Below are 18,681 nucleotides of genomic sequence, written 5' to 3'. Positions count from 1 at the left end.
TGTCCTTAGCTGTTTTGGTGGTTGGTTAGTGAGTCGAGGTAGTTGAGGCAGTCTTGGATGAAGGTTGTTAGTTCTGAGGCGTTTATTCGGGTTTTGAGTTTGTCGATTTCGTGGTGGTTGATGGTTTTGAGTTCGATTGAGGCTCTGTGTTTTTCTTTTTCTCCGCGGAATATGCCGTTGCCTGAGAGGACTACTTTTGTGTTGTAAATGGTTTCTACGTGGATGGTGAATGGTCTTTCGAAGAAGCCTGGGTAGGCGCGGAGTAATCGGCGGAATGTTTCGTTCATGGGTAGTTTCCATATCGGTTGTGGTCGTGGGCGATGTGTATTCCGGCGTCGTTGAGTTCCTTGACGATGCGGTCGATGCTTTCCCGGATAGCCTCAGCGTTCTTGAGCTGCTGGTAGTAGCGGGGTTGGGAGAAATCATGGGTCGAGACGCATGTCTTGAACCTGCCCGTGGCCTTTTCGATCTTCACACTGAAAATCAGCCAAGGCCGGTGAGCGGGGCACCAGAAGTACCAGACCCCTGGGCGGTGGTCAGTGAACCCGGCCGCCCGCATAACCTCATCTGAAGGCATAGAATCGAGGGCGCCATTCGCATCATGGATAAGGCCGCTCATGACGCCAGTGGCCTGTAACAGGGGTGGCAAAAGGCGGGCCTACTCATCGTCGCCTGCCTTGACCGTGCCGATGCCGTATTCCTTGATGACCTCTAATTGGGACGGTTCAGTAAACATAGACATGGGCCAAAGGTCTTTCCTGTATGCGATTACTCGGGTTTCGGCGTTGTCTTGGGCGAGAACTTGGCAACGAGGGTAGTCCGCATCTTCACCTTCAATGGGGTCTTTGACAACGCCACGGAAACACATCCCAAGGGGTAGTTGGTCTGCGGTTTTGCGCTTGAGCGGTATGGGGCCGTCGATGTAGAGCGTCCAGCCCTCTCTGCCTTTCCACGCTCTGGAAAGCGCGTCCCACCAAACACGGCTAGACCGCGCTGAGCACCATGCGGCGGCGTAAGTGGGGGTGCTGTGTGCCTTGAATCGTTCGAGTTCGTAGACAAGCTCGCCCATTGTCTCGTGGACGCACTTCGCTTTGCGCCCGTCCAGTGCCTCCCAGTCGATGGGTTCACCGGCCTTGATAGCGGCGGTCAGGCCATGCCAGTCGGTGGTTTCTTCAGCGGTGTAAGTTTCCTCAAAGAGTTCTGAAGTCATCACAGAAAATTCAGCGCCGCCGTGGTGAATGATGTAGTCCCCTAGATCAGCAATATAGAGATAATTATCAACGGTGCTGAAGTGGATTTCGTTCATCGTGAATGACGCAGAACAGCCCCGGCTCTCAAGCCATTCAATGTACGGATCAGCCGAACCCGGTTCAACGCGGATAGCTTCAACAGTCGTGGTCGAGGTGTACTTAGTCATTGGTGTTCTCCTGTTCGGGACGTGAGGTGATGGTGCGTTCGTAGTGGGTTTCGCCTGAGTCGAGTACCTGAATGAGCTGTTGCATCATCATGGTCGCGATCTGCTGGGCTACGTAGGGGATCTTTTCCGGGGCGTTCTGAAGGTCTGTCTCACAGGACAATTCGACGTTTCCGATGTTTTCGAGTTCGAGGGTGATGGTCATTTTGTCGGTCATTGTTAGCTCTCCTTTGTGGTTTTCCCGAATGATGATCCGGGTAGGGTGACCCGTTGGGGTGGGAGTTTGTGGGCTTTGCGGAAGTCTTTTTTGATCTCGTCGGGGGTTTGTCCGGTGGCGTCGACTGCTTTGCGGAATAGGCGCATGAGCTCGCTGGTGGCGATCTTTCGTGGCATCCTGACTTCGTAGGTGGGGCCGTCCTTTGGGGTGATCTCCCATTGGATTCCACCGTCGCCGGTGGGGACGACTTCGAGGGTGTCGCCGTAGGGGTCGGTGTAGGTGTAGATGTTCGCCCGGGTTGGTTTAGGCGCTCTAGCACGGTTAGCCCTCACCGCACCCACCCCCTCAAAACGCCGAGCGCGCCGACCCAGGACGGGATGCGGCGCGCTCGTTCGATTGCTCTTTGTCTCCAATAGTCCCTCTGGTGGGATACCTCCGTGAGAAGCCCTTCCAGGTGGTCTATCTCATCCAGGAGCTGTCGGAGCTCTTCGGGTTCGACGTCGATAGGTGTGCCGTCGTTGATGTATTCGGCGTAGGCGTCCTCGAGTGCTGTTTTGAGGGGTAGTGGTGGGATGCGGTCCATGATGCGTGTCCTGTGGTTTAGAAGGGTGGCTCTATCCCAGAGCCCTGTTGATGCGGCGTTCCATTGCCCTGGGTAGGTGCCTGGTTGGGTTGAAACCCGGCATCATCCCAAGGCTGACCGGTGCCGTAGGTGTTACCACCGCGCTGGTTACGCTGCACACTAGCGGTCGCATGCCGCAGAGACGGGCCGATCTCATCGAGTTCCAACTCCATACTGGTGCGGCGCTCGCCTTCCTGGGTTTCATAGGTGCGTGACTTCAGCCGACCCTGGGCGATGACCCGCATACCCTTACGGAGTGACTCGGCAGTGTTCTCGGCGAGGTCCTTCCAGGCTGACGCGCGGAGGAAAAGAGTCTCCCCGTCACGCCACTCCCCTGCCTGCTTGTCGAAAGTTCGAGGTGTGGATGCAATGGTAAAGTTCGCGACGGCCACACCGTTCGGGGTGAATCGAAGCTCTGGGTCACCGGTGAGGTTGCCGACGATGGTGATAGTGGTTTCTCCAGCCATTTACTTTCCTGCCCTTCCACCGCTGACACGGCCACCCGTGGTTCCGCCCTTAGAACCAGAGCTTCCCTTGTACCCTGAGCGAGAAGACCCGCCCGATGTGGAACCACCGACCTTCGTGGAGGAAGACTTCACGTTCGACACCTCACCGCCACGGGCCGGGGTCTTACTGTAGATAGAGCCGCGAGAGGGGTAGTCGTAAGTTGTTCTCACATGGGCTGGCAGGCGCGACCCTACCGCTGGCAACTGAGCATGGTTCTGATTCATGCTGGACATGTACAACCAAGCCCACATCATGTTCGAGCCGCCGTCGTTGTCCTCACGGTCGATGTCCCTGCAGCGGTCATCACTGACGCGGGTGTTAGTGGACCGGTCTACGCAGACCTCGGCGTATTCGTCCGAGTCTTTCCCGCAACCGGTGAGGCAGACAGCGAGCGTGAGGGCGGCGAGGAGGGTGATGGTTTTGTTGGTCATTTACTCGTTGTCCTTTCGCTGTGCGCTCTCCGCCGCTTCGTAGAGTGTTTTCGCGGTTTTAGCTGCGGCTTGCCAGGCCTTGCGCTTGTGCCATTGGGCTCGGAGCCATTCCTCTACGCCGACGACTACGAAGAAGCCGAAGAAGGCGGCTAGGACGACGGAGAAAGTGTTGATGACGGTGGGGATGAGATCGTTCATTAGTTGTTCTCCTCGTTTGGTTCTGCCACTGCGGCTACTTGGTTGTCTTTGATGTATCGGATGGTCTTGCAGTTAGTGAGGAGGATTTCGTAGGTGTAAAGCCCCATCTGGGCGTCTTCAACCAGCCGGTAGCCGGTGACTTTGCCGAATTGGGAGCAGATGTGGAAGTCGAAGGCGTTCAATTCTGGTGGCATGGAGCGGTTGGTTACGTCGTTCATTAGTTGATCTCCGTTTCGTTTTCGAGGGTGGAGCGGATCTTCTCAGCCATCCGTTCCGTGATTGATTCCTGATACCGGGCAAGGTCGTCGGCGAGGTCGCTGAATACCGGGTCGCGGGTGATCTCCCCGACCTTCCTCAGCTGCGTGATGGGTTCCTGCAGCCCGACCATGAAGGAACCGAGGTTGTGGTACGCGGCGGCGGTCTTCCTATCAGGTGCCCGGTCGGCGAATTCGTCGAAGTGCTTCTGTACGTAGTCGATAGGTTCCATTAGATGGCTCCCAGGGCGGTCAGGGAGGCGTGGGCTATGCCGAGGATGGCCAGGGCGCAGATGACGCTGTAGGCGATGCTCTCGGCTCGTAGGGATGGTGCCTGGTCGGCGGCTACCCGGTCGCCGATGTTCTTCATGCTGATGGCTAGGAGGCCGCCGATGCCTATGACAGCGAGCAGGCCGATGATCTGTTCGGTGGTCATGCGCGGTTCTTTCTGGTTTCGAAGTGGTCAAGCCACTGGATGAATTCATGAGCTGCCCGAGTACCGTCGTTGTGAGCGTTCTTGGAGATGTTCAACAGGGTGGCTCGGTCTAGTTCGGTGAAGTGCTCAGCGTTCTTCTTGAGGTATCGGTTGAAAGCAATTCGCATTACCAACCCGACGGGCATGAGAATGGTTCGAGCTAGGAGCCTGCCGGTGAGTCTTGCCAGCGCTTCGGAGGTGTCTTGGTTGTGGGTGGTCATGAGAGGTCTTCCTTCCTGCGTTTTTCAATGTGATCTACCCATTGCATGATGGCGAGGGCTGATTCGGGGTTCTTGTTGAGGGTGACTAAGAGGCGTTTGACGTCTTGGACGTCTCCGACGGTGAGGTAGTCTTCCCGCTTGTCGATGTAGACCCTGATGGCGATGACGATGATGCGGTTGAGTCTGCGGCGGAAGCGTTCTCTTAGGTTCATGGTTAGGCTCCTTGGGTTGTGGGTTGTTGGTTGGATTGCCAGGTGCGGGCGATGGGTAGCAGGAAGGCGATGTGGCTTTCGATGATGTGGCGGTGGGTAGCTTCGGTTCGTTTGTTGGTGGTGTCGGCGAGCGCTTGGAGTGAGTGGTGTAGTGATGCGTGTTTGATGACGTGGGTTGAGGTTCGGTTGCCTGCTGCCATGTAGGTGTCGATGGTTTGGATGGATTGTGTATAGGGCATGGGTTTGTTCCTAGTTGTTGGTGGTGGTTGCTTTGTGGAGTGCGTAGGCGATTTCTTCGGGGGTGGTGTTGGGGTTGGTGGGTGTGACGGTGATGTGGGTGGTGGTTGGTTTGTTGTGGTGGGTGATGGTGTGGATGAGTCGTTTGATGGTGTTGAGCATGGGTGTTCCTTTTCGCGCGTTTAGGTACTAGTCGTTTTAGAAGAGCTCTCCCCGGGTTTTGTTGTGGCTTTTGTGGTGCTCTTCTGTTGTGTCTTTTATGTAGTGTCTTTAGCCGGGAAGGATTCCCGTGACACGTACGGTAAGAATTCCCGTGACATACCGGTAAGAATTCCCGTTACGTTACGGGAGCTGTTACCGGTACGGGGGTTAGAGTCGGTCACGTTCAGACCGTTGCCGGTTCCGCTCCTGCTCCCGCCTGAGCATCTCCTCGATACTCTTCATCGCGGCCTTGCGAGCGCGGTATTCGCGTTGGCGTTCGGCTGCTTTCTCTCGCTTGATGCGGTCGGCGGCGTCTGTCTCGGCGACTCCGAGCTTGTACTGTTCTTCGAGTACTGCCTCGTTGATGTAGTACTGGTGGCGGCCTCCGTATCCGGCGCCGGATCGGTCGACGATGATGAGTTTGCGGTCTTCGAGTTCTTTGATGCCGGCGCGGACGGTTTTCTCGGTGAATCCTGTGCGGGTGATGAGTTGTTGTTGAGATAGCCAGGATTTTCGGTTGAGATCTGGGTCGTCTCGGTCAATCTTGGCGAGGTCGGCTAGTTGCCAGAGGACCAGCCATGCTTTGGGGGTTAGTCCCCGGACTCGGGCCGCCATCCTGTTGTACTTGTCGCTCACTGTCTTCCTCCTTCCTGGGTATCTCTTCGAGTGGGATGTCCACGTGGATGCCTTGCTCGGCTAGTGCGGCCATGCGAGCCAGGCGTCCTTTGTTGACCAGTTGTTTCCAGAGCGGGCTTCCTACGCGCCCCATCGTGACCACCTCACCGGCCCGGATTCCCCGTTGGCCATGTCTGGGACGGGCCCCTGCCAGGGGGTGCGGGTGCCGTCCGGTTTGAGCCTGTACCAACCGTCCACATAGAGCACGGGGCAGTCGGCGGGTGTCATGTACGAGTAGAGCTTGAAGCCCTTCGCCCGCCCATCCAGCGCGAAGAGCGCGTTCGACTCGAGGGCGGTGTTCTCGTGGTGGCAGAGGGTGATGAGGTTATCCGGGGTGTCCAAGTACTTAGAGCCGCCCATGCCCCGGTTAATGCGGTGCTGCAGGGTCAGCCCGGTGGTGCTTCCACAGGCCACGCACTGGTTGTGATCGCGGGTATAGACCGCGTTGCGAATCTTCCGGGGTACGTCAGGCATGGGTGAGTCCCATCATCTTCAACACGTCTTCTTTGGCTTCGATCGGCTGGCCGCCCATGCCGTAGACGATGGCCAGGGCCGCGCGGCGTCGCTCCACCTCGGTGGTGGTCGCCGGTTGCATCAGTACCGCGTCGTCCTGGCCGCACAGCTTGAGCTTCTTCACGTCATCCCCAGGCGGGGTAATGGGCATATCCTTAGCCCTGTCGGCCATCGTCACGAAGCGGGGTGGGGTCTTGCTCATGCCGCCACCGCCCCGTTGCGTTGAGCACGGATCCAAGCGTCGACGGTCTCGGAGTCCCAGCGCGGTGAAGCACCGATATATATGGTGGGCGGCGGGAATTGCCTGTCCTTACGCATCTGGAAGAAAGTAGACCTACCGACTGCCAGGACTTCCATCACGTCCTTGATGGTCATCATCCGGATCATTGGTCATCCTCCTTCAGGGTGACGCGGTCGGCGGCGTAGGTACGGGTGTTGATGATGTCCAACGCCCAGCGACGGCCCTTGTCGTCGGTGCGGTTGTAAAAGATTGAAATTTTCTCTGTACCGGGGATATATGCCTCGTAGCGCTGCTGATCGGGCATGGTGTCGGCGGTAGGGAGCATCGTCATCGTTGTAGTCTTTCGGGTAGCAAGAAGGCCCCGACAGCTGTGCCGGGGCCTTCACGGTGATGGTGTTTAGGCTGCGTCTTCCAGGGGTGCCAGCTCTTCAAGGAGCCAGTCGACCGTCTTCTGCGTGAAGCGGGGCTGAAAGCGTTCTTTGTTGCCCCACTTCCCTGCCGGGCGGCGCACCGCCCAGCCTTGGTCTACGGCGTGAGAGTAAACATCCATACGGAACGAGTTGGAGGTGAGGATCTTCTTCTCCCGTAGCAGGCGCTTCACGTCGGCCTCATTCACGGGGAAGTGCTCACGGATAGCCTTGCAGAGGTCACGGAAACCGAAGGTGTGATCGCGGGTGAGGATCTTGTCGTAAGTCTGCACCTTCGGACGGGCGGCTTCGAGTTCTCGGCGCTGGTCTTCAACGCGAGCGCTGAGCTCGCCGATGAGTTCGAGGGAGCGTTCTTCGAGGGTCCTTGGTTTCTCGTAGGATCCGGTTTTGCGGATGGAGGGTAGAACCTCGGAGGTGACCCAGAGGCGGAAGTCCACCGCTTCGGGTTTGTTGGAGCGCATGATGATCGCGTAGAGGCCGGACTCATTGACGAGTTTCACGCCGCGGTTTCCAAAACCGGCGATCTGCAGGTTTTGAGCTTCGCTGTCTAGGACATGTTTAGAAGCCTCGTATGCGTCGGAGTAACCGAGTGCTGCAGCGAGGTCAGCGGCTACGAACCATGGTTCGCCGTCGATTAGCTTGGCTCGTAGTGCGATGCCGTTGAAGTTGAACGACTGAAGATCAGAGCCGCCTGGTAGAATTGACATTGGATATATCCCCTTTCATGGGAAATCAAGAGCCCCCGGCATGCGCGCCGGGGGCTTCACTTATAAATGAAACAAGATGAATGCAATAGAAATAATCACGATCATCGGTGTAATCGCTTCGGTTCTGGCTGCCCTATTTGGGTGGTGGCAAATACTCATCACCAGGGAACGCTCAGACGTTGAGTGGACCATCTACAAGAAGTCATCTGGACTTTTCTTAGTAACGAATACTGGAACTGACATTGCATATAAGGTGACAGTTGAGGCATGGACAGCATCCGAAAAACCACAAACTTCTAAGAAGAAAAAAGTGACTCCCAAGAGCTATGTCAAAGTTTTCTTGCCATATAGGGAGGAGCATGGCCCAGCTCCAGTAAAAGTGCCGCCACTAATCACTCCTATGGTTGACGACACCCCGCCAAGCGCGAAACCGTCAACCATTTTCAGCACTCCAGATTTGGACGTCGGTTGGCAATTCCGACGTTCATTAAGAGAGATTGCGGAAGCAAGCGTTAAAGACAGAATAGAAAGCGAGCAAAGCACTCAGGTATCAATCAAGGTTGTTTGGAGAACCAGGCTCGGTGTCTGGAAAACCCGAGAGATGACCACTGGATGACCAAGAATCCCACAGAACATGCCTAAACATCTCTGCGTTCATGTTGAAGGATTCCTTCTCGAAAGCGATGAGGGCATCAAGACGGCGCCTTGCTCGGCGGGATTCAAACATGATGTATCCAAGCGCCCCCAGGACGACTAGGTTCATGAAGAACACTCGATGCCCTCCTCTATCAGCATGCGAGCGCTCGAACGGGGTGACTGTCACTTTGGTAAACTCCTATATGGATATGCGAAAGCCCCTTGACGACCACCGTCAGGGGGCTTATTACTTTCTGGATAGCTAGGTATCCCTTACTTTTAAAGATGACGCGCCCAGTACCAGTGGGCCGTCACCATCTATCGATTTAGAAACAGAAAGGGGTGCAGCTATGTCCGCTACACCATCTCTTGATAAAGCTCGGAAGAACCTCGAAGCACTCAAGCAGGATTACTCCGAGCAGGTGCCTACTCCTCTGTTGGAGCTTCTGGGACAACTGATTGACGCAACGGAGCAAGCAGGTTCTCAAGAGAATCACGATGCTCGCTTAGCTCAGGCATTAATAGGTCGAGTTTAGTGAGCAGGTTCAAGGCCGCTAGCGTCTTCTGATGGTCTGTGGCGTCGGGGGCGTACGTGTTGACGAAGTAGGTGACGCGTGCGTCCCCGAGTTCTTTGAGGACGGCAGAGATGGCCTTCTCGATGGGTCGAGTCTCGGTGAGGATTTCTTCGGTGGTTTTCACGGGTGGTGGCCTTTCATTGTTAATAGTGAGTTGGGTGCCCCCGGTCTGGTAGCCGGTGGGGGGTGCTTTATCAGCAGTGCCAGCCGGGGGAATCGAACCCCCGCGAGCGCTTCCATGCGCCGGCTCATCTGTTCAGGTGCAGTCGTTACCTCCCGTGTGCCTACCCGTCTTACCTCTTCAGCTCGAGGGGTAGCTTTGCCGTCCACTTGCCGGGGTACTTGTCGTCCTCCACACCTGGGTCATGTCACGCTTTGTCTCCGAAACAGCCCTCCCGGGCCAGCGCGAGAGTCCTGTCTCTCACAGATATGGGGTAAATATCCCTGCACCTTGCAGGTCTTGCTTCGCGGTTGCCCGCGTTTTCTTTTTCAAACAGCTACCGGTGTTTCCGGTCTTGGTTTCCGCAATTGCGGAAGTCTTGGGTAAAAAAATTAGGCGGCCAAAGCGGTCACATCGGACTCGCTATGAGTGAGCACCGAGATGCTCACGCCGAGAACAGGGGCGATCTTGGAAAGTTCCGAAAGTCGCCACTCCTTCTCACCGCTCCATCGGTAGTGGATCGCAGAGGATCCCAGACCAACGGCTTTCGCCAATTCATCCTTGCCGATATTGCGACGAGAGGCCTCAGCCCGAACGTTGCCAGCAACTTCCTGCTGATAGTTCATGGTCTGTCTCCTTTCGACAACAACTACTGTTCCACAATTGTGGAGACATTGCAAACGTTTCCCGAAAAATTTTCCGAAAATGCGGAATATCTACCGAATATACACTAGAATCAAACACATGGGAACCAACAAAAGCACCAGCCCAGACGCCTTCGCGCTAGCCGTCAGATCAGAAGTACTAGCCGAACTAGGCCGCCGACAAATAACCATCCCCAAACTCGCAGAACTCATACCCAGAAAGAAGTCCTACCTATACGACCGACTATCCCAAGCCAACCGAGAACTAACCCTCACCGACATCGAATACATATGCGCCGCCCTCGGCATCCCCATCACCCCACTCATGGAACGTGCCGAAGACGCCATGCACATCTACCGACGCGACTACGCGCTCGCCGCCGAGAGCGATGACCAGATCGACCTCGACGAAGGAGACATGTACGCATAATGTACGACCCTCAACACCACGCAGATAAGCTAGGTCTGAAGGTGATTGAGGGGAACCCCGGCCACGGACTACGCGGACGCTGGATAGGGAACCAAACCATCATCCTCCGCCCGGGGCTCACCTGGATCCAGCACAGGTGCACACTCGCCCACGAGATAGTCCACGCCGAGTACGATCCCCCGCTGATCCCCCACCACCTATCAGCCAAAGCAGAGGCAAGAGCCGACCGAATCGCGGCCCTACGACTCATAGACCATCAAGACTTCATAGACGTAGCGCGCATCTATGATTCACTTCCACAGCTCGCATATGAGCTCGGAGTGACCCCCAAAATACTGACCACATACCTAGAAACATCACACGAGGAAAACCATGGCCAAAGTTGAAACACCACGCGAAACCCATTGGCTGGGATCCAGCCAAAACATCCAAGTAGTAGGAACCAGCTACCGAGCCGACAAGATCAAACTAATGGGAAACCTCCGTGGGAAGCGCGTGTCTCTCATCCCTGAACCAAACAACCCATACGACCCCAATGCAATCAGTGTCCGCCGGGCAGGGATCAAGATAGGATACCTATCTCAATATTGGGCAAAGAGATACTCTCCTAAAATCCGGACAATTTTCATAGCCGGATACCTACCAACCGCGACGGTAAGCAAAGCTGACGGGCTGGACATAAAGATCTCCATTGATAAGCCTCACGAAATCAACTTGCCGTTCTGGATTACTCGCCCAAAGAAGCACTATAAGATCCCCAAGACTTACGAAGTGAGCGGCGAGTTCCCCATTCTTACTAAGGCTCCGAAACAGAAAAAGGAAAAGGGTAAGGGTAAGGAACGTAAGTTCTTTAGATTCTTCAGAGGCCGGACCAAGAAAAAGACAGAAGACTTACAGGTAAAGTCTCCATCTGAATAAAGATGAGACCACACCACTTTAATAAAGGCGCCCCACGCTTGCTCGTGCGTCCAAACAGTAAGCAAGCGCGGGGCTTATTCAGTCAGCAATGCTGACCGGGATTAAGGGTATCAGGGATGAGACGTATTCCCGTTGGGTCCTATGGGTCCATCACGGCGTGGAAAGTCGCGACGAAGCGCTGGGTAGCGCGTGCGCGGTTTAGGGATATGGATGGTCGTTTGCGGTTGGTGCAGGCCACAGGCAGGACTCGAGCTGCAGCTGAAGAGGAGTTGCGAGCGCGGCTGGTTGATCGGTCGTATCAGGCGACGAGTGCGGAGCTGGGGCGTACGTCTACGGTGGGTGCAGCGGCACGGTTGTGGCGTGAGGGCCTGGCTGAGAAGAAGCTCTCCCCTACGACGCTGGATCGGTATGAATACGTCACGGATAGGTTCATCCTGCCACGCATGGGTGACTTGTCCCTGGTGGAGGTGACGCCGGGGCGTGTGGGGACTTTCCTCACCGGGCTCAAGGCTGATGCGGGGGCGACGAACGCGAAGCATGCTCGGACTATCCTGAAACAGGTCTTTGCTTTGGCTGTCAGTTTCGACGCTGTAACCACGAACCCGGTTGACTCCGCCCCCACCGTACATGTGGAGCGCGTCAAAGAGACCACCGCACTCACCGTCGAGCAGGTGCAGGGCATGCGCGCCCACCTCACCGGCGACGTCCGCGACGTGTACGACTTCATGCTGGGCACCGGGTGCCGCATCAGTGAGGTGCTCGGCCTCCGCTGGCAGGACGTCCACTTAGACGAGGAATATGTGCAGATCGTCGGCGCCGTGAAGCTGGACAAGCACAAACCCGTCTGGGCGGCGCGGCCTAAATCGGACGGGTCGGCGCAGAAGATCCATCTGCCCAGGTTCGCGCTCGAGGCACTCGCCCACCGGGCCCCGGTGACGCCAATCGTCTTCCCCTCGGCTGCAGGGACGCTGTACAACCCGCATAACTTCCGCAAGCAGTGGCGCAAGCAGGTCGCCGGCACCGACTACGCCCACGTCCACCCTCACATGATCCGCGCAACCGTGGCGACCCACGTCGCCCGGGTGGATTCCGTGGCGCATGCGAGCGCTCTGTTGGGCCACTCGGATGAGAACATCACGCTCCGGCATTATGTGGCTCAGCAGAAGGAGTCGCCGAATCTTGTGCGGGTGTTGGAGGCGTTTGGGGAATAAGTAAAGGGGCCCCTCACCATTGGTTGGTGAGGGGCTGTGTTGTGTGCGCTAGGCCATCTCATAGCTTTGCTTTCCGATGAGATCGAAGTCTACTTCGAACTCGTTTCCGTTAGCTGTGAAGTGGCGTGCCTTCCCTTGAGCTTCGTCTCTTTGTGCTAGTTGGATCCATTCAAGGGTGGTCAGGTCACCGGTAAGATCGTATGTTTCCGTTTTCGGGGTGCCGGGTGTGGTTTCGTCACGGGAGACGCGCAGGAGTATAGCGATACCGGTTTTTGAGTCTTGGCGGGTGGCCAAGATGATTTTTTCGGCTTCGGCCTGTTCCATCCGGTGATAGGTGATGACAGCTGATTCTTCGGGGGCCGCGGGTACTACTACGACTTCACCGGTTTCTGGGTTAGTTGCGACGTTGGCAAGGCGACGGCCGGCTTCGACCGTGCGCAGGAACATGTTTGTTCCTGCTGCGATCATCGCGCGCTCTTGTAGGGTGCGTATCTGCGCCATTTGTCCCACCAAATCTGGACGCCGTCTCCGGCTACCGTCTTAAGGGCTGTCTTGTAAGCCTCGTTCGCTTCTTCTGCTGAGTTGATTGTGTGATGCTCTTCTACCATCTCATATTTTTTCATCCCCGGGTGGAGGGGGTCCATATGATGGGTGTGAAAATTTCTATGTTCACTGCAGCATCTTATGACATAGAACCTCTCGGCCGTCTGAGCGTATCCGCACTCTAAGCCTACGCTGAAGTCGATTACGTGCTCATTACATTCCGCATGCCGGTCGACTATCTCAAGCTTGTTTTCGTGGTCGATCATCGAACGTACGGCAGGTTCCTGTTCCTCACAGAGTTCGCATCGACCGGGTCGATGGAAGGCGCGACCTTCGATGAGTCTGCGCTTCTTTTTCTTCTTCGCCACAGGATTTTCTCTCGCACATTAGATGACTATTAGATGACTTCGACCGTTTTTTGGCTTTTTCGCTAAAACCGGTCTGACTGTTTGCGCTTGTCAGACCGGCTTTTCTGCGCCCCAGGAGGGAGTCGAACCCCCGACCAAGAGATTAGAAGGCTCCTGCTCTATCCACTGAGCTACTGAGGCTGGGATCGGCAATCGATCCTGAACTATCCTACTCTCGCCCCAGACGCGGGGCAAAACCCCTCCCTAGATGACCATCTGGAAAACCGACGAGCGGCGGTTGCGGCGCAATACCCGGCGCGTTGCGGGGTCGATAAACACCAAATACGCGGCGTAGGCCACCGTAATCACAACCGCCAGCAAGCGTCCCATATTGATGTCGAAATCTTGCAGGTACGGCGAAACGTCCAACTGGTCGCAGATGGCGTACATCATGAAGAACAACGTGGTGATGAAGTAGAAATCTAGTTGCCAGTCCGTACGAATACCGGAGGCCGCAATGAATGGAATGATCCACAGCAGGTACCACGACTGAATCATCGGCGAGAGCACCACCACGAAAGCCAAGGCATAACCGATGCGTCGAATGAGCCGTTCGTCGCGGCCAACAAACATCACCACGACCGCCCCGATCATGCCGACGAGCTTACCCACCGAACCGATCAGCTCCCGCACCTTCGTCTCAATACCGCCGTCGTCCACCAGCGACCCGGCGATCATTCCGGCTCCCCAGGAGATGAAACCGGTGGGGGCGTACCAGATGTACTGCCCGCCGGTGGTCGACAACGCATCAATCCAACCGAATCCGAAACCGTTGATGTAACCCATGATGGCCATCTCCCCCATGGAGATCGCCAGCGTCAGTGCCCAAAAAGCGAACTTGCGCACCCACCCGGCGCCGCGGCCGGCCCACAACAACCCGATGAATGGAAGCGCCACCAAGGCGATGGGCTTGATCGCGATCGCCGCGGTCATCAGGGTGATGCCGAGCAATCCGCCCTTCCAGTTACGTTGGACCGCCGCGTGATAGGTTGCGGCCACGGCCAGGCCGGTCATCAAAGCGTCGTTGTGGCCTGCGGAAACGAACTGGGCGATAAAGAGCGGGTTAGCGACTACCAACCACAACGCACGAGTTTCGTTGATGCCGTGCAAACGCGCCAGTTTGGGCACATAGATAGCGATGAGACCAACGCCGATCAGGGCTACACCTCGAAAGAGATAAACCCCGGCGTCAACATTATTACCGGCGATCCACGCCACCAACTGTTCAATCCACAGAAAGACTGGCCCGTACGGGGGCGGCGACTGAGCCCACAACGGGTCGGCCCCAAACTGAAAGAAGTTATTGACGTACGAGACGCCCACTTCATAAGGGTTCAGCCCCGAAAGCATCACCCGGCCCTGGGCGAAGTACGAGAAGATGTCTCGGCTGAATAGCGGGAAGGCGAAACACTGCGGGAGCGTCCAGCAGACGATCGCCAGCCACGTCCACCGCCGCGCGTTCCCCCGCCAGACCACCAACTTCTGCGAAAGCCGCAACCATTCGCGGCACATCATCATTCCGCCCACGGCCAGCAAGCCAATGCAGATCACGATGTTGGTGACGTTGAAACGCAGTTCAATGATCGGGCGCAAACGGTACAACGAAGACGCATCAGCCAGCCACCCCACGCCGAATGAGCCCACCATCACCAGCAGGGAGCCGATGGTGCCGAAGATAATCGTGCGCAGCGGAGAACCGTAGATGTATTTGCCCCGACGTTGCACGGCCCGAGAGGCGGCAGAGTTACCGGTCATGGATACAGACATGTGGCTCCTGGGGCTCTGGGGTCAATTCAATGAGATCGATTTTACCTGGTGGTAACCGTCCAAAGTTGTACCCGCGAGTACAGGTCGGGGGAATACAGGCCGACCGCTATGCCCGAAACAACTCAGAGAAGCGGTAGATTAGAAAATGTGTCTACTTCAAATGAACGAATAGTATGGATCGACTGCGAAATGACGGGTCTCTCCCTAGAGAAAGACGCGTTGATAGAGGTCGCAGTGTTGGTGACGGACGCCGAGCTCAACATCCTCGGTGACGGCGTGGACGTCGTTATCAAGCCTCCCCAGGAGGCCCTGGACAACATGAACGACTTCGTCACCAACATGCATAAAACCTCCGGCTTACTCCCCGAGCTTGCTGAAGGCACCACCATGCAGGACGCCCAGGAGCAGGTGCTCGCCTATATCAAGGAGCACGTGCCCGCCGCTGGAAAGGCCCAGTTGGCCGGAAACTCGATCGGCACTGATAAGACGTTCCTCGTCCGAGACATGCCGGAACTCATCGACTACCTGCACTACCGGGTCATCGACGTCTCGACCATCAAGGAATTGGCGCGCCGCTGGTACCCCAAGGCCTATTACAACGCCCCGGCCAAGACCGGAAACCACCGCGCGCTAGGTGATATCCGGGACTCCATCGACGAGCTCCGCTACTACCGTGATGCAGTCTTCGTCCCGGCGCCTGGCCCTGACTCCGATGAATCTCAGAAGATCGCCGAAAACATCAAGAACACCCGGCAGGAGATCAACCCCGCCTAGGGTAATTCTGGATGTGTGCACCATCACCGGTTGAGTGGCTCCTCGGATTTTGCATTTCTGCGAAACTCCTATAAAGTATTCTCTGTTGCCAAACGCGGCAAGGGAAACCTTTCAGCCGTATTTGATGCACATGGTGGTCGTAGCTCAGTTGGCAGAGCGCCTGGTTGTGGTCCAGGAGGTCGCGGGTTCAACCCCCGTCGATCACCCCATAAGATAAGGGTCGTTACGTAATCTACGTAGCGGCCCTTTTTGTTACCTGACCGCAACCGAGCACACCCAGCGAGAGGATCCTTTCATGGCCATTCTTCCCATCGTCGTTCACGGCAACCCCGTGCTGCACCGGCCAGCTGCCCCGGTGACTACCTTCGATGAGGAGCTGCAGAAGCTCATCGCCGATATGGAAGAAACCCTGGACGCCTCTAACGGAGTTGGCCTGGCGGCACCCCAGGTGGGTGTGGGTCTGCGCCTGTTCAACTACCACTTCCCCAACACGGACGGAGTGCCCGAACGCGGTGTCATCATCAATCCCGTCTTGACCCTGGGCAAAATCTCCACCCAAGACCCCGACCCGGATACCGAGGAAGAAGGCTGCCTCTCGTTCCCCGGATACGGGTTTCCCCTCAAGCGCGCAGACTGGGTCTCAGTCTCGGGTTTGAACGAGAAGGGTGAACCGCTCAAATTTGAGGCCACCGGATGGTTTGCTCGCGTAATGCAACACGAGACCGACCACCTTGACGGCAAGCTCTACGTGAACCGCCTCAACAAGAAGTGGACGGCGCGGTCGAAGAAGGTCATCATGCGCGAGGGATGGACCGTGGACGGAAATTCATGGTTGCCCGGCACAGACCCGGACCCCTTTGGCCACGACATGGTCGACTAAGACGAGAAGAGAACAGGGCACCCGATAAGCCGGGTTTTGTGCCGTCCGCGGCTTTCGTCGGCGGACGGTGGCAATCATCCATCTAGGCGCTCCCTCGCGGGGCGCTCCAGCAACCTACCCGAACACATCGGGCGCACAACCCTCGAGCGTGTTCATATTTGGTCTTGCTCCGGATGGGGTTTACCGAGCTTTCTTCGTCACCGAAGAAACTGGTGGTCTCTTACACCACCTTTTCACCCTTACCCCGCATGGGGGCGGTCTGTTTTCTGTGGCACTAGCCCGCACGTTACCGTGGGTAGAGGTTATCTACCACCCTGTGCTGTGGAGCCCGGACTTTCCTCGAGAAGAATCCTCGCGATTGCCTGGGTGCCCTGCTCAGCACTCTACTGTACACCAGAGCCAAGCCCCTTCAGGATTGACCGATGATCATCTTGCTCCCACCCTCAGAAACCAAAACTCCGGCCCCTGCGGGTGATCCCGTCGATCTGGGAGAACTCTCCTTCCCGGAGCTCTCCGAGGCACGGGAAACCGTAGTGGATCAATTGCAGAAGGTCAGCGCGTCCCCCGATGCGCTGGAACAGCTGAAGGTGGGTAAAACTCTGGCCGCTGAGGTGCAACGCAACACCCGCTTGTACGAAGAACCCGCCCACGCGGCGTCGCAGGTGTACACCGGCGTGTTGTTCGACGCCCTCGACCTTGCCGGTTTCTCCGGGGAAGAACGAGGACGAGCCCACCGGCACCTGCTCGTCATTTCGGCGCTGTGGGGCGCGGTGCGTCCGGGCGACCTCATACCCGCCTACCGGCTCTCTATGGGCACCTCGCTGGGTGAGATCGGTTCCCTCAAGAAATTCTGGCGAGGCGAGCTGGCCGGCCCCCTCGACGCCGCCATCGGTGATCAGTTGGTGCTCGACTGCCGCTCCGCAGACTACGCGCAGGCATATCGACCACGACCTGCCCAAACGCTGGCCGTGCGCGTCGAGAAGGAAAATGCCGCGGGTCAGCGCACCGTCGTCTCTCACATGGCCAAGCACTATAGGGGGTTGTTAGCACGCACCGTGATCAGCCAACAGCTCACCGATATCGATGACGCTGCCGAACTTGCAGAGCGCCTCTCCCCCGCATGGAAGGTGGAACTGACCGCGCCCACCGAGAAAAAAGCCGGTGTGCTGACGGTGGTCGTCACCGAGGAGCCGAAGAGCCTCTAGACTAAACCGGTCGTGCTGACCGACCCGGAAACCGAACCGGTGGAAACATGAAAATCCCAAGGATCGGTGTTAAGGGTGGAGACCTCGCATTCCACCTGGAAGCCACGCTCCGCTAGTGCCTGCTGCAGGGTCTGCGCGCCGCGGTTGAGCCACAGCCACTCGCTGGCGAAGTGTGAGCAGTCAATAAGCGCCGGGCGTCCGGTGCCTTCCACCAGCGCGCGCTCGCGTAGCTCCGAAGCGGGGTGGTGTCGCAGATCGGCTGTGACGTAGACGTCGGCGTCGCTTGCGCGCAGCTCGTCGAAGAGCGAGTCCCCGGCACCGCCACACAGGGCCACTCGCTCTACCTTCATCTCGGGGTCGCCAGCGATCCGGAGGCCACCGGTGGTAGCCGGGAGGATCTCAGCCAGCGACTGGGCGAGTTCTCGAAGGCTCAGCGGCTGCTCCAGCCGTCCGACGCGCCCCAACCCCACGGTGTGCTGACTTCCGTCTCTCTCTTGGATCTGCTCGTCCGCAAGAATCTGGACGTCGCGCAACCGCAATAGGTCGGCGATGGCCTCGTTCACGCCGTCAACTGCGCTGTCAGCGTTGGTGTGCGCGGCCAGGAGCCCCACCTTGTTCTCGATCAAGGTATGCAGAACAGCCCCCTTGTACTCCTGGGCAGGGATGAAGTTCGCGCCCTTCAGGAGCAGAGGGTGGTGAGTGATGAGAAGCTGGGCCTCTTCTCGGACGGCTTCCTCGGCGGTTGCGCTAACCGCATCCACCGCGAACAGAATTTTCTGCACGGTACGTTCCCCTCGCCCGGCAATCAGGCCGGACGCGTCCCAACTCTCCGCTAAATGCGGCGGATAGAGCGAGTGAAAGGTGTCGACGACGTCGTTCAGCGTGGGGTGATGTTGAGTCATAAAACTATATTCTCATGGAATAAATAGCGAGCCTCAGTAGTCTTAGTGTGTGTGGCATCTATAACCTCCCGCTACC

At 57.1% G+C, this 18,681-nt stretch carries 35 protein-coding genes, 2 tRNA genes and 1 other RNA gene; 9 read left to right on the top strand and 29 right to left on the bottom strand.

Annotated elements, in window-relative coordinates:
- Window positions 1–5 precede the first annotated feature (5 nt).
- From VVR12_RS01730 to VVR12_RS01625, 22 genes are all read right to left on the bottom strand, one after another.
- On the bottom strand, window positions 6–287 hold the full coding sequence (locus VVR12_RS01730; protein WP_368549389.1) for a hypothetical protein: 282 nt from the start codon (window positions 285–287) through the stop codon (window positions 6–8).
- Window positions 284–475 (bottom strand): hypothetical protein, encoded by a 192-nt coding sequence (locus VVR12_RS01725; RefSeq protein WP_368549388.1) that lies wholly within the window; start codon window positions 473–475, stop codon window positions 284–286. Before VVR12_RS01725 ends, VVR12_RS01730 begins: the two co-directional genes overlap by 4 nt.
- A gap of 183 nt (window positions 476–658) precedes the next feature.
- Window positions 659–1,417, bottom strand: coding sequence for a hypothetical protein (locus VVR12_RS01720; protein ID WP_368549387.1), 759 nt, complete (start codon window positions 1,415–1,417; stop codon window positions 659–661).
- Window positions 1,410–1,631 carry a hypothetical protein gene (locus tag VVR12_RS01715; RefSeq protein WP_368549386.1) on the bottom strand — a complete coding sequence of 74 codons (222 nt, stop codon included), beginning with the start codon at window positions 1,629–1,631 and terminating at the stop codon, window positions 1,410–1,412. The genes VVR12_RS01720 and VVR12_RS01715 overlap by 8 nt, the downstream gene beginning before the upstream one ends.
- Before the next feature lie 2 nt (window positions 1,632–1,633).
- Complete coding sequence (locus VVR12_RS01710; protein WP_368549385.1) at window positions 1,634–1,963, bottom strand: hypothetical protein; 330 nt, start codon at window positions 1,961–1,963, stop codon at window positions 1,634–1,636.
- Complete coding sequence (locus VVR12_RS01705) at window positions 1,960–2,214, bottom strand: hypothetical protein (protein WP_368549384.1); 255 nt, start codon at window positions 2,212–2,214, stop codon at window positions 1,960–1,962. The genes VVR12_RS01710 and VVR12_RS01705 overlap by 4 nt, the downstream gene beginning before the upstream one ends.
- A gap of 17 nt (window positions 2,215–2,231) precedes the next feature.
- Complete coding sequence (locus VVR12_RS01700) at window positions 2,232–2,720, bottom strand: single-stranded DNA-binding protein (RefSeq protein WP_368549383.1); 489 nt, start codon at window positions 2,718–2,720, stop codon at window positions 2,232–2,234.
- On the bottom strand, window positions 2,721–3,191 hold the full coding sequence (locus tag VVR12_RS01695; RefSeq protein ID WP_368549382.1) for a hypothetical protein: 471 nt from the start codon (window positions 3,189–3,191) through the stop codon (window positions 2,721–2,723).
- The gene (locus VVR12_RS01690; RefSeq protein WP_368549381.1) at window positions 3,192–3,389 is read right to left on the bottom strand and encodes a hypothetical protein; all 198 of its coding nucleotides are present in this window, start codon (window positions 3,387–3,389) and stop codon (window positions 3,192–3,194) included.
- Window positions 3,389–3,607, bottom strand: a complete 219-nt coding sequence (locus tag VVR12_RS01685; protein ID WP_368549380.1) for a hypothetical protein — start codon at window positions 3,605–3,607, stop codon at window positions 3,389–3,391. Before VVR12_RS01685 ends, VVR12_RS01690 begins: the two co-directional genes overlap by 1 nt.
- Window positions 3,607–3,876 carry a hypothetical protein gene (locus VVR12_RS01680; RefSeq protein ID WP_368549379.1) on the bottom strand — a complete coding sequence of 90 codons (270 nt, stop codon included), beginning with the start codon at window positions 3,874–3,876 and terminating at the stop codon, window positions 3,607–3,609. The genes VVR12_RS01685 and VVR12_RS01680 overlap by 1 nt, the downstream gene beginning before the upstream one ends.
- Window positions 3,876–4,079, bottom strand: a complete 204-nt coding sequence (locus VVR12_RS01675; protein ID WP_368549378.1) for a hypothetical protein — start codon at window positions 4,077–4,079, stop codon at window positions 3,876–3,878. Before VVR12_RS01675 ends, VVR12_RS01680 begins: the two co-directional genes overlap by 1 nt.
- A complete protein-coding gene (locus VVR12_RS01670; protein WP_368549377.1) occupies window positions 4,076–4,339 on the bottom strand; it encodes a hypothetical protein in 264 nt (87 codons plus the stop codon). The genes VVR12_RS01675 and VVR12_RS01670 overlap by 4 nt, the downstream gene beginning before the upstream one ends.
- Window positions 4,336–4,551 carry a hypothetical protein gene (locus VVR12_RS01665; protein WP_368549376.1) on the bottom strand — a complete coding sequence of 72 codons (216 nt, stop codon included), beginning with the start codon at window positions 4,549–4,551 and terminating at the stop codon, window positions 4,336–4,338. The genes VVR12_RS01670 and VVR12_RS01665 overlap by 4 nt, the downstream gene beginning before the upstream one ends.
- A gap of 2 nt (window positions 4,552–4,553) precedes the next feature.
- Window positions 4,554–4,790 (bottom strand): hypothetical protein, encoded by a 237-nt coding sequence (locus tag VVR12_RS01660; RefSeq protein WP_368549375.1) that lies wholly within the window; start codon window positions 4,788–4,790, stop codon window positions 4,554–4,556.
- A 10-nt stretch (window positions 4,791–4,800) separates the two neighbouring features.
- The gene (locus tag VVR12_RS01655) at window positions 4,801–4,950 is read right to left on the bottom strand and encodes a hypothetical protein (RefSeq protein ID WP_368549374.1); all 150 of its coding nucleotides are present in this window, start codon (window positions 4,948–4,950) and stop codon (window positions 4,801–4,803) included.
- A 207-nt stretch (window positions 4,951–5,157) separates the two neighbouring features.
- The gene (locus VVR12_RS01650; RefSeq protein WP_368549373.1) at window positions 5,158–5,625 is read right to left on the bottom strand and encodes a helix-turn-helix domain-containing protein; all 468 of its coding nucleotides are present in this window, start codon (window positions 5,623–5,625) and stop codon (window positions 5,158–5,160) included.
- Between the two features lie 120 nt (window positions 5,626–5,745).
- Window positions 5,746–6,138, bottom strand: coding sequence for an HNH endonuclease (locus VVR12_RS01645; protein ID WP_368549372.1), 393 nt, complete (start codon window positions 6,136–6,138; stop codon window positions 5,746–5,748).
- Window positions 6,131–6,379, bottom strand: a complete 249-nt coding sequence (locus VVR12_RS01640) for a hypothetical protein (protein WP_368549371.1) — start codon at window positions 6,377–6,379, stop codon at window positions 6,131–6,133. The genes VVR12_RS01645 and VVR12_RS01640 overlap by 8 nt, the downstream gene beginning before the upstream one ends.
- Entirely contained in the window at window positions 6,376–6,564 is a 189-nt protein-coding gene (locus VVR12_RS01635) for a helix-turn-helix transcriptional regulator (RefSeq protein ID WP_368549370.1), read from the bottom strand. The genes VVR12_RS01640 and VVR12_RS01635 overlap by 4 nt, the downstream gene beginning before the upstream one ends.
- Entirely contained in the window at window positions 6,561–6,749 is a 189-nt protein-coding gene (locus VVR12_RS01630) for a hypothetical protein (protein ID WP_368549369.1), read from the bottom strand. Before VVR12_RS01630 ends, VVR12_RS01635 begins: the two co-directional genes overlap by 4 nt.
- A gap of 66 nt (window positions 6,750–6,815) precedes the next feature.
- On the bottom strand, window positions 6,816–7,553 hold the full coding sequence (locus VVR12_RS01625; RefSeq protein WP_368549368.1) for a BRO family protein: 738 nt from the start codon (window positions 7,551–7,553) through the stop codon (window positions 6,816–6,818).
- Window positions 7,554–7,629: 76 nt separating this feature from the next.
- Between VVR12_RS01625 and VVR12_RS01620 the strand changes: the two genes are divergently transcribed.
- On the top strand, window positions 7,630–8,169 hold the full coding sequence (locus VVR12_RS01620; protein WP_368549367.1) for a hypothetical protein: 540 nt from the start codon (window positions 7,630–7,632) through the stop codon (window positions 8,167–8,169).
- A 446-nt stretch (window positions 8,170–8,615) separates the two neighbouring features.
- On the opposite strand, the gene VVR12_RS01615 is transcribed toward VVR12_RS01620, so the two are convergent.
- Both VVR12_RS01615 and VVR12_RS01610 read right to left on the bottom strand, forming a co-directional pair.
- The gene (locus VVR12_RS01615; protein WP_368549366.1) at window positions 8,616–8,888 is read right to left on the bottom strand and encodes a hypothetical protein; all 273 of its coding nucleotides are present in this window, start codon (window positions 8,886–8,888) and stop codon (window positions 8,616–8,618) included.
- Between the two features lie 428 nt (window positions 8,889–9,316).
- The gene (locus tag VVR12_RS01610) at window positions 9,317–9,550 is read right to left on the bottom strand and encodes a helix-turn-helix domain-containing protein (protein ID WP_368549365.1); all 234 of its coding nucleotides are present in this window, start codon (window positions 9,548–9,550) and stop codon (window positions 9,317–9,319) included.
- 118 nt (window positions 9,551–9,668) lie between these two features.
- Here VVR12_RS01610 and VVR12_RS01605 point away from each other — a divergent pair, with 118 nt between their 5' ends.
- The 4 genes from VVR12_RS01605 to xerC all read left to right on the top strand — a co-directional run bounded on the left by VVR12_RS01605 (window position 9,669) and on the right by xerC (window position 12,127).
- Entirely contained in the window at window positions 9,669–9,998 is a 330-nt protein-coding gene (locus VVR12_RS01605; RefSeq protein WP_368549364.1) for a hypothetical protein, read from the top strand.
- Window positions 9,998–10,384: an ImmA/IrrE family metallo-endopeptidase gene (locus tag VVR12_RS01600; protein ID WP_368549363.1), complete on the top strand. Its 387-nt coding sequence runs from the start codon at window positions 9,998–10,000 to the stop codon at window positions 10,382–10,384. Before VVR12_RS01605 ends, VVR12_RS01600 begins: the two co-directional genes overlap by 1 nt.
- A complete protein-coding gene (locus tag VVR12_RS01595) occupies window positions 10,371–10,916 on the top strand; it encodes an HIRAN domain-containing protein (protein ID WP_368549362.1) in 546 nt (181 codons plus the stop codon). The genes VVR12_RS01600 and VVR12_RS01595 overlap by 14 nt, the downstream gene beginning before the upstream one ends.
- A gap of 206 nt (window positions 10,917–11,122) precedes the next feature.
- Complete coding sequence (xerC, locus tag VVR12_RS01590) at window positions 11,123–12,127, top strand: tyrosine recombinase XerC (RefSeq protein WP_368549361.1); 1,005 nt, start codon at window positions 11,123–11,125, stop codon at window positions 12,125–12,127.
- Between the two features lie 48 nt (window positions 12,128–12,175).
- Here the strand turns inward: xerC and VVR12_RS01585 are convergent, their stop codons facing one another.
- The 3 genes from VVR12_RS01585 to mptB form a co-directional block, all read right to left on the bottom strand.
- Entirely contained in the window at window positions 12,176–12,595 is a 420-nt protein-coding gene (locus tag VVR12_RS01585) for a hypothetical protein (protein WP_368549360.1), read from the bottom strand.
- Between the two features lie 550 nt (window positions 12,596–13,145).
- Window positions 13,146–13,218 (bottom strand) — tRNA-Arg (locus tag VVR12_RS01580).
- Between the two features lie 63 nt (window positions 13,219–13,281).
- The gene (gene mptB / locus VVR12_RS01575) at window positions 13,282–14,844 is read right to left on the bottom strand and encodes a polyprenol phosphomannose-dependent alpha 1,6 mannosyltransferase MptB (RefSeq protein WP_368549359.1); all 1,563 of its coding nucleotides are present in this window, start codon (window positions 14,842–14,844) and stop codon (window positions 13,282–13,284) included.
- Between the two features lie 108 nt (window positions 14,845–14,952).
- On the opposite strand from mptB, the gene orn reads away from it, so the two are divergent.
- From orn to def, 3 genes are all read left to right on the top strand, one after another.
- Window positions 14,953–15,618, top strand: coding sequence for an oligoribonuclease (orn, locus tag VVR12_RS01570; protein ID WP_409349865.1), 666 nt, complete (start codon window positions 14,953–14,955; stop codon window positions 15,616–15,618).
- A gap of 133 nt (window positions 15,619–15,751) precedes the next feature.
- Window positions 15,752–15,827 (top strand) — tRNA-His (locus VVR12_RS01565).
- 86 nt (window positions 15,828–15,913) lie between these two features.
- Entirely contained in the window at window positions 15,914–16,498 is a 585-nt protein-coding gene (def, locus tag VVR12_RS01560; protein ID WP_368549357.1) for a peptide deformylase, read from the top strand.
- A 9-nt stretch (window positions 16,499–16,507) separates the two neighbouring features.
- Here the strand turns inward: def and rnpB are convergent.
- Window positions 16,508–16,872, bottom strand: an RNA gene (gene rnpB, locus VVR12_RS01555) — RNase P RNA component class A.
- A 48-nt stretch (window positions 16,873–16,920) separates the two neighbouring features.
- Here rnpB and VVR12_RS01550 point away from each other — a divergent pair.
- Window positions 16,921–17,703, top strand: a complete 783-nt coding sequence (locus tag VVR12_RS01550) for a YaaA family protein (RefSeq protein WP_368549356.1) — start codon at window positions 16,921–16,923, stop codon at window positions 17,701–17,703.
- Here VVR12_RS01550 and VVR12_RS01545 read toward each other — a convergent pair.
- Entirely contained in the window at window positions 17,700–18,605 is a 906-nt protein-coding gene (locus tag VVR12_RS01545) for a Nif3-like dinuclear metal center hexameric protein (RefSeq protein WP_368549355.1), read from the bottom strand. The genes VVR12_RS01550 and VVR12_RS01545 overlap by 4 nt on opposite strands.
- Between the last annotated feature and the right edge of the window lie 76 nt (window positions 18,606–18,681).

The organism is Rothia sp. LK2588, assembly GCF_040946465.1.
Lineage (GTDB): Bacteria > Actinomycetota > Actinomycetes > Actinomycetales > Micrococcaceae > Rothia.
This window is presented reverse-complemented; position numbering and strand designations above follow the sequence as displayed.

Coding starts and splice junctions, on each gene's coding strand:
- VVR12_RS01730 (WP_368549389.1), bottom strand. CDS start 287: ATGAACGAAACATTCCGCCGATTACTCCGCGCCTACCCAGGCTTCTTC.
- VVR12_RS01720 (WP_368549387.1), bottom strand. CDS start 1,417: ATGACTAAGTACACCTCGACCACGACTGTTGAAGCTATCCGCGTTGAA.
- VVR12_RS01715 (WP_368549386.1), bottom strand. CDS start 1,631: ATGACCGACAAAATGACCATCACCCTCGAACTCGAAAACATCGGAAAC.
- VVR12_RS01705 (WP_368549384.1), bottom strand. CDS start 2,214: ATGGACCGCATCCCACCACTACCCCTCAAAACAGCACTCGAGGACGCC.
- VVR12_RS01700 (WP_368549383.1), bottom strand. CDS start 2,720: ATGGCTGGAGAAACCACTATCACCATCGTCGGCAACCTCACCGGTGAC.
- VVR12_RS01695 (WP_368549382.1), bottom strand. CDS start 3,191: ATGACCAACAAAACCATCACCCTCCTCGCCGCCCTCACGCTCGCTGTC.
- VVR12_RS01690 (WP_368549381.1), bottom strand. CDS start 3,389: ATGAACGATCTCATCCCCACCGTCATCAACACTTTCTCCGTCGTCCTA.
- VVR12_RS01685 (WP_368549380.1), bottom strand. CDS start 3,607: ATGAACGACGTAACCAACCGCTCCATGCCACCAGAATTGAACGCCTTC.
- VVR12_RS01680 (WP_368549379.1), bottom strand. CDS start 3,876: ATGGAACCTATCGACTACGTACAGAAGCACTTCGACGAATTCGCCGAC.
- VVR12_RS01675 (WP_368549378.1), bottom strand. CDS start 4,079: ATGACCACCGAACAGATCATCGGCCTGCTCGCTGTCATAGGCATCGGC.
- VVR12_RS01670 (WP_368549377.1), bottom strand. CDS start 4,339: ATGACCACCCACAACCAAGACACCTCCGAAGCGCTGGCAAGACTCACC.
- VVR12_RS01665 (WP_368549376.1), bottom strand. CDS start 4,551: ATGAACCTAAGAGAACGCTTCCGCCGCAGACTCAACCGCATCATCGTC.
- VVR12_RS01660 (WP_368549375.1), bottom strand. CDS start 4,790: ATGCCCTATACACAATCCATCCAAACCATCGACACCTACATGGCAGCA.
- VVR12_RS01655 (WP_368549374.1), bottom strand. CDS start 4,950: ATGCTCAACACCATCAAACGACTCATCCACACCATCACCCACCACAAC.
- VVR12_RS01645 (WP_368549372.1), bottom strand. CDS start 6,138: ATGCCTGACGTACCCCGGAAGATTCGCAACGCGGTCTATACCCGCGAT.
- VVR12_RS01640 (WP_368549371.1), bottom strand. CDS start 6,379: ATGAGCAAGACCCCACCCCGCTTCGTGACGATGGCCGACAGGGCTAAG.
- VVR12_RS01635 (WP_368549370.1), bottom strand. CDS start 6,564: ATGATCCGGATGATGACCATCAAGGACGTGATGGAAGTCCTGGCAGTC.
- VVR12_RS01630 (WP_368549369.1), bottom strand. CDS start 6,749: ATGACGATGCTCCCTACCGCCGACACCATGCCCGATCAGCAGCGCTAC.
- VVR12_RS01625 (WP_368549368.1), bottom strand. CDS start 7,553: ATGTCAATTCTACCAGGCGGCTCTGATCTTCAGTCGTTCAACTTCAAC.
- VVR12_RS01620 (WP_368549367.1), top strand. CDS start 7,630: ATGAATGCAATAGAAATAATCACGATCATCGGTGTAATCGCTTCGGTT.
- VVR12_RS01610 (WP_368549365.1), bottom strand. CDS start 9,550: ATGAACTATCAGCAGGAAGTTGCTGGCAACGTTCGGGCTGAGGCCTCT.
- VVR12_RS01605 (WP_368549364.1), top strand. CDS start 9,669: ATGGGAACCAACAAAAGCACCAGCCCAGACGCCTTCGCGCTAGCCGTC.
- VVR12_RS01600 (WP_368549363.1), top strand. CDS start 9,998: ATGTACGACCCTCAACACCACGCAGATAAGCTAGGTCTGAAGGTGATT.
- VVR12_RS01595 (WP_368549362.1), top strand. CDS start 10,371: ATGGCCAAAGTTGAAACACCACGCGAAACCCATTGGCTGGGATCCAGC.
- xerC (WP_368549361.1), top strand. CDS start 11,123: ATGGATGGTCGTTTGCGGTTGGTGCAGGCCACAGGCAGGACTCGAGCT.
- VVR12_RS01585 (WP_368549360.1), bottom strand. CDS start 12,595: ATGATCGCAGCAGGAACAAACATGTTCCTGCGCACGGTCGAAGCCGGC.
- mptB (WP_368549359.1), bottom strand. CDS start 14,844: ATGTCTGTATCCATGACCGGTAACTCTGCCGCCTCTCGGGCCGTGCAA.
- orn (WP_409349865.1), top strand. CDS start 14,953: ATGCCCGAAACAACTCAGAGAAGCGGTAGATTAGAAAATGTGTCTACT.
- def (WP_368549357.1), top strand. CDS start 15,914: ATGGCCATTCTTCCCATCGTCGTTCACGGCAACCCCGTGCTGCACCGG.
- VVR12_RS01550 (WP_368549356.1), top strand. CDS start 16,921: ATGATCATCTTGCTCCCACCCTCAGAAACCAAAACTCCGGCCCCTGCG.
- VVR12_RS01545 (WP_368549355.1), bottom strand. CDS start 18,605: ATGACTCAACATCACCCCACGCTGAACGACGTCGTCGACACCTTTCAC.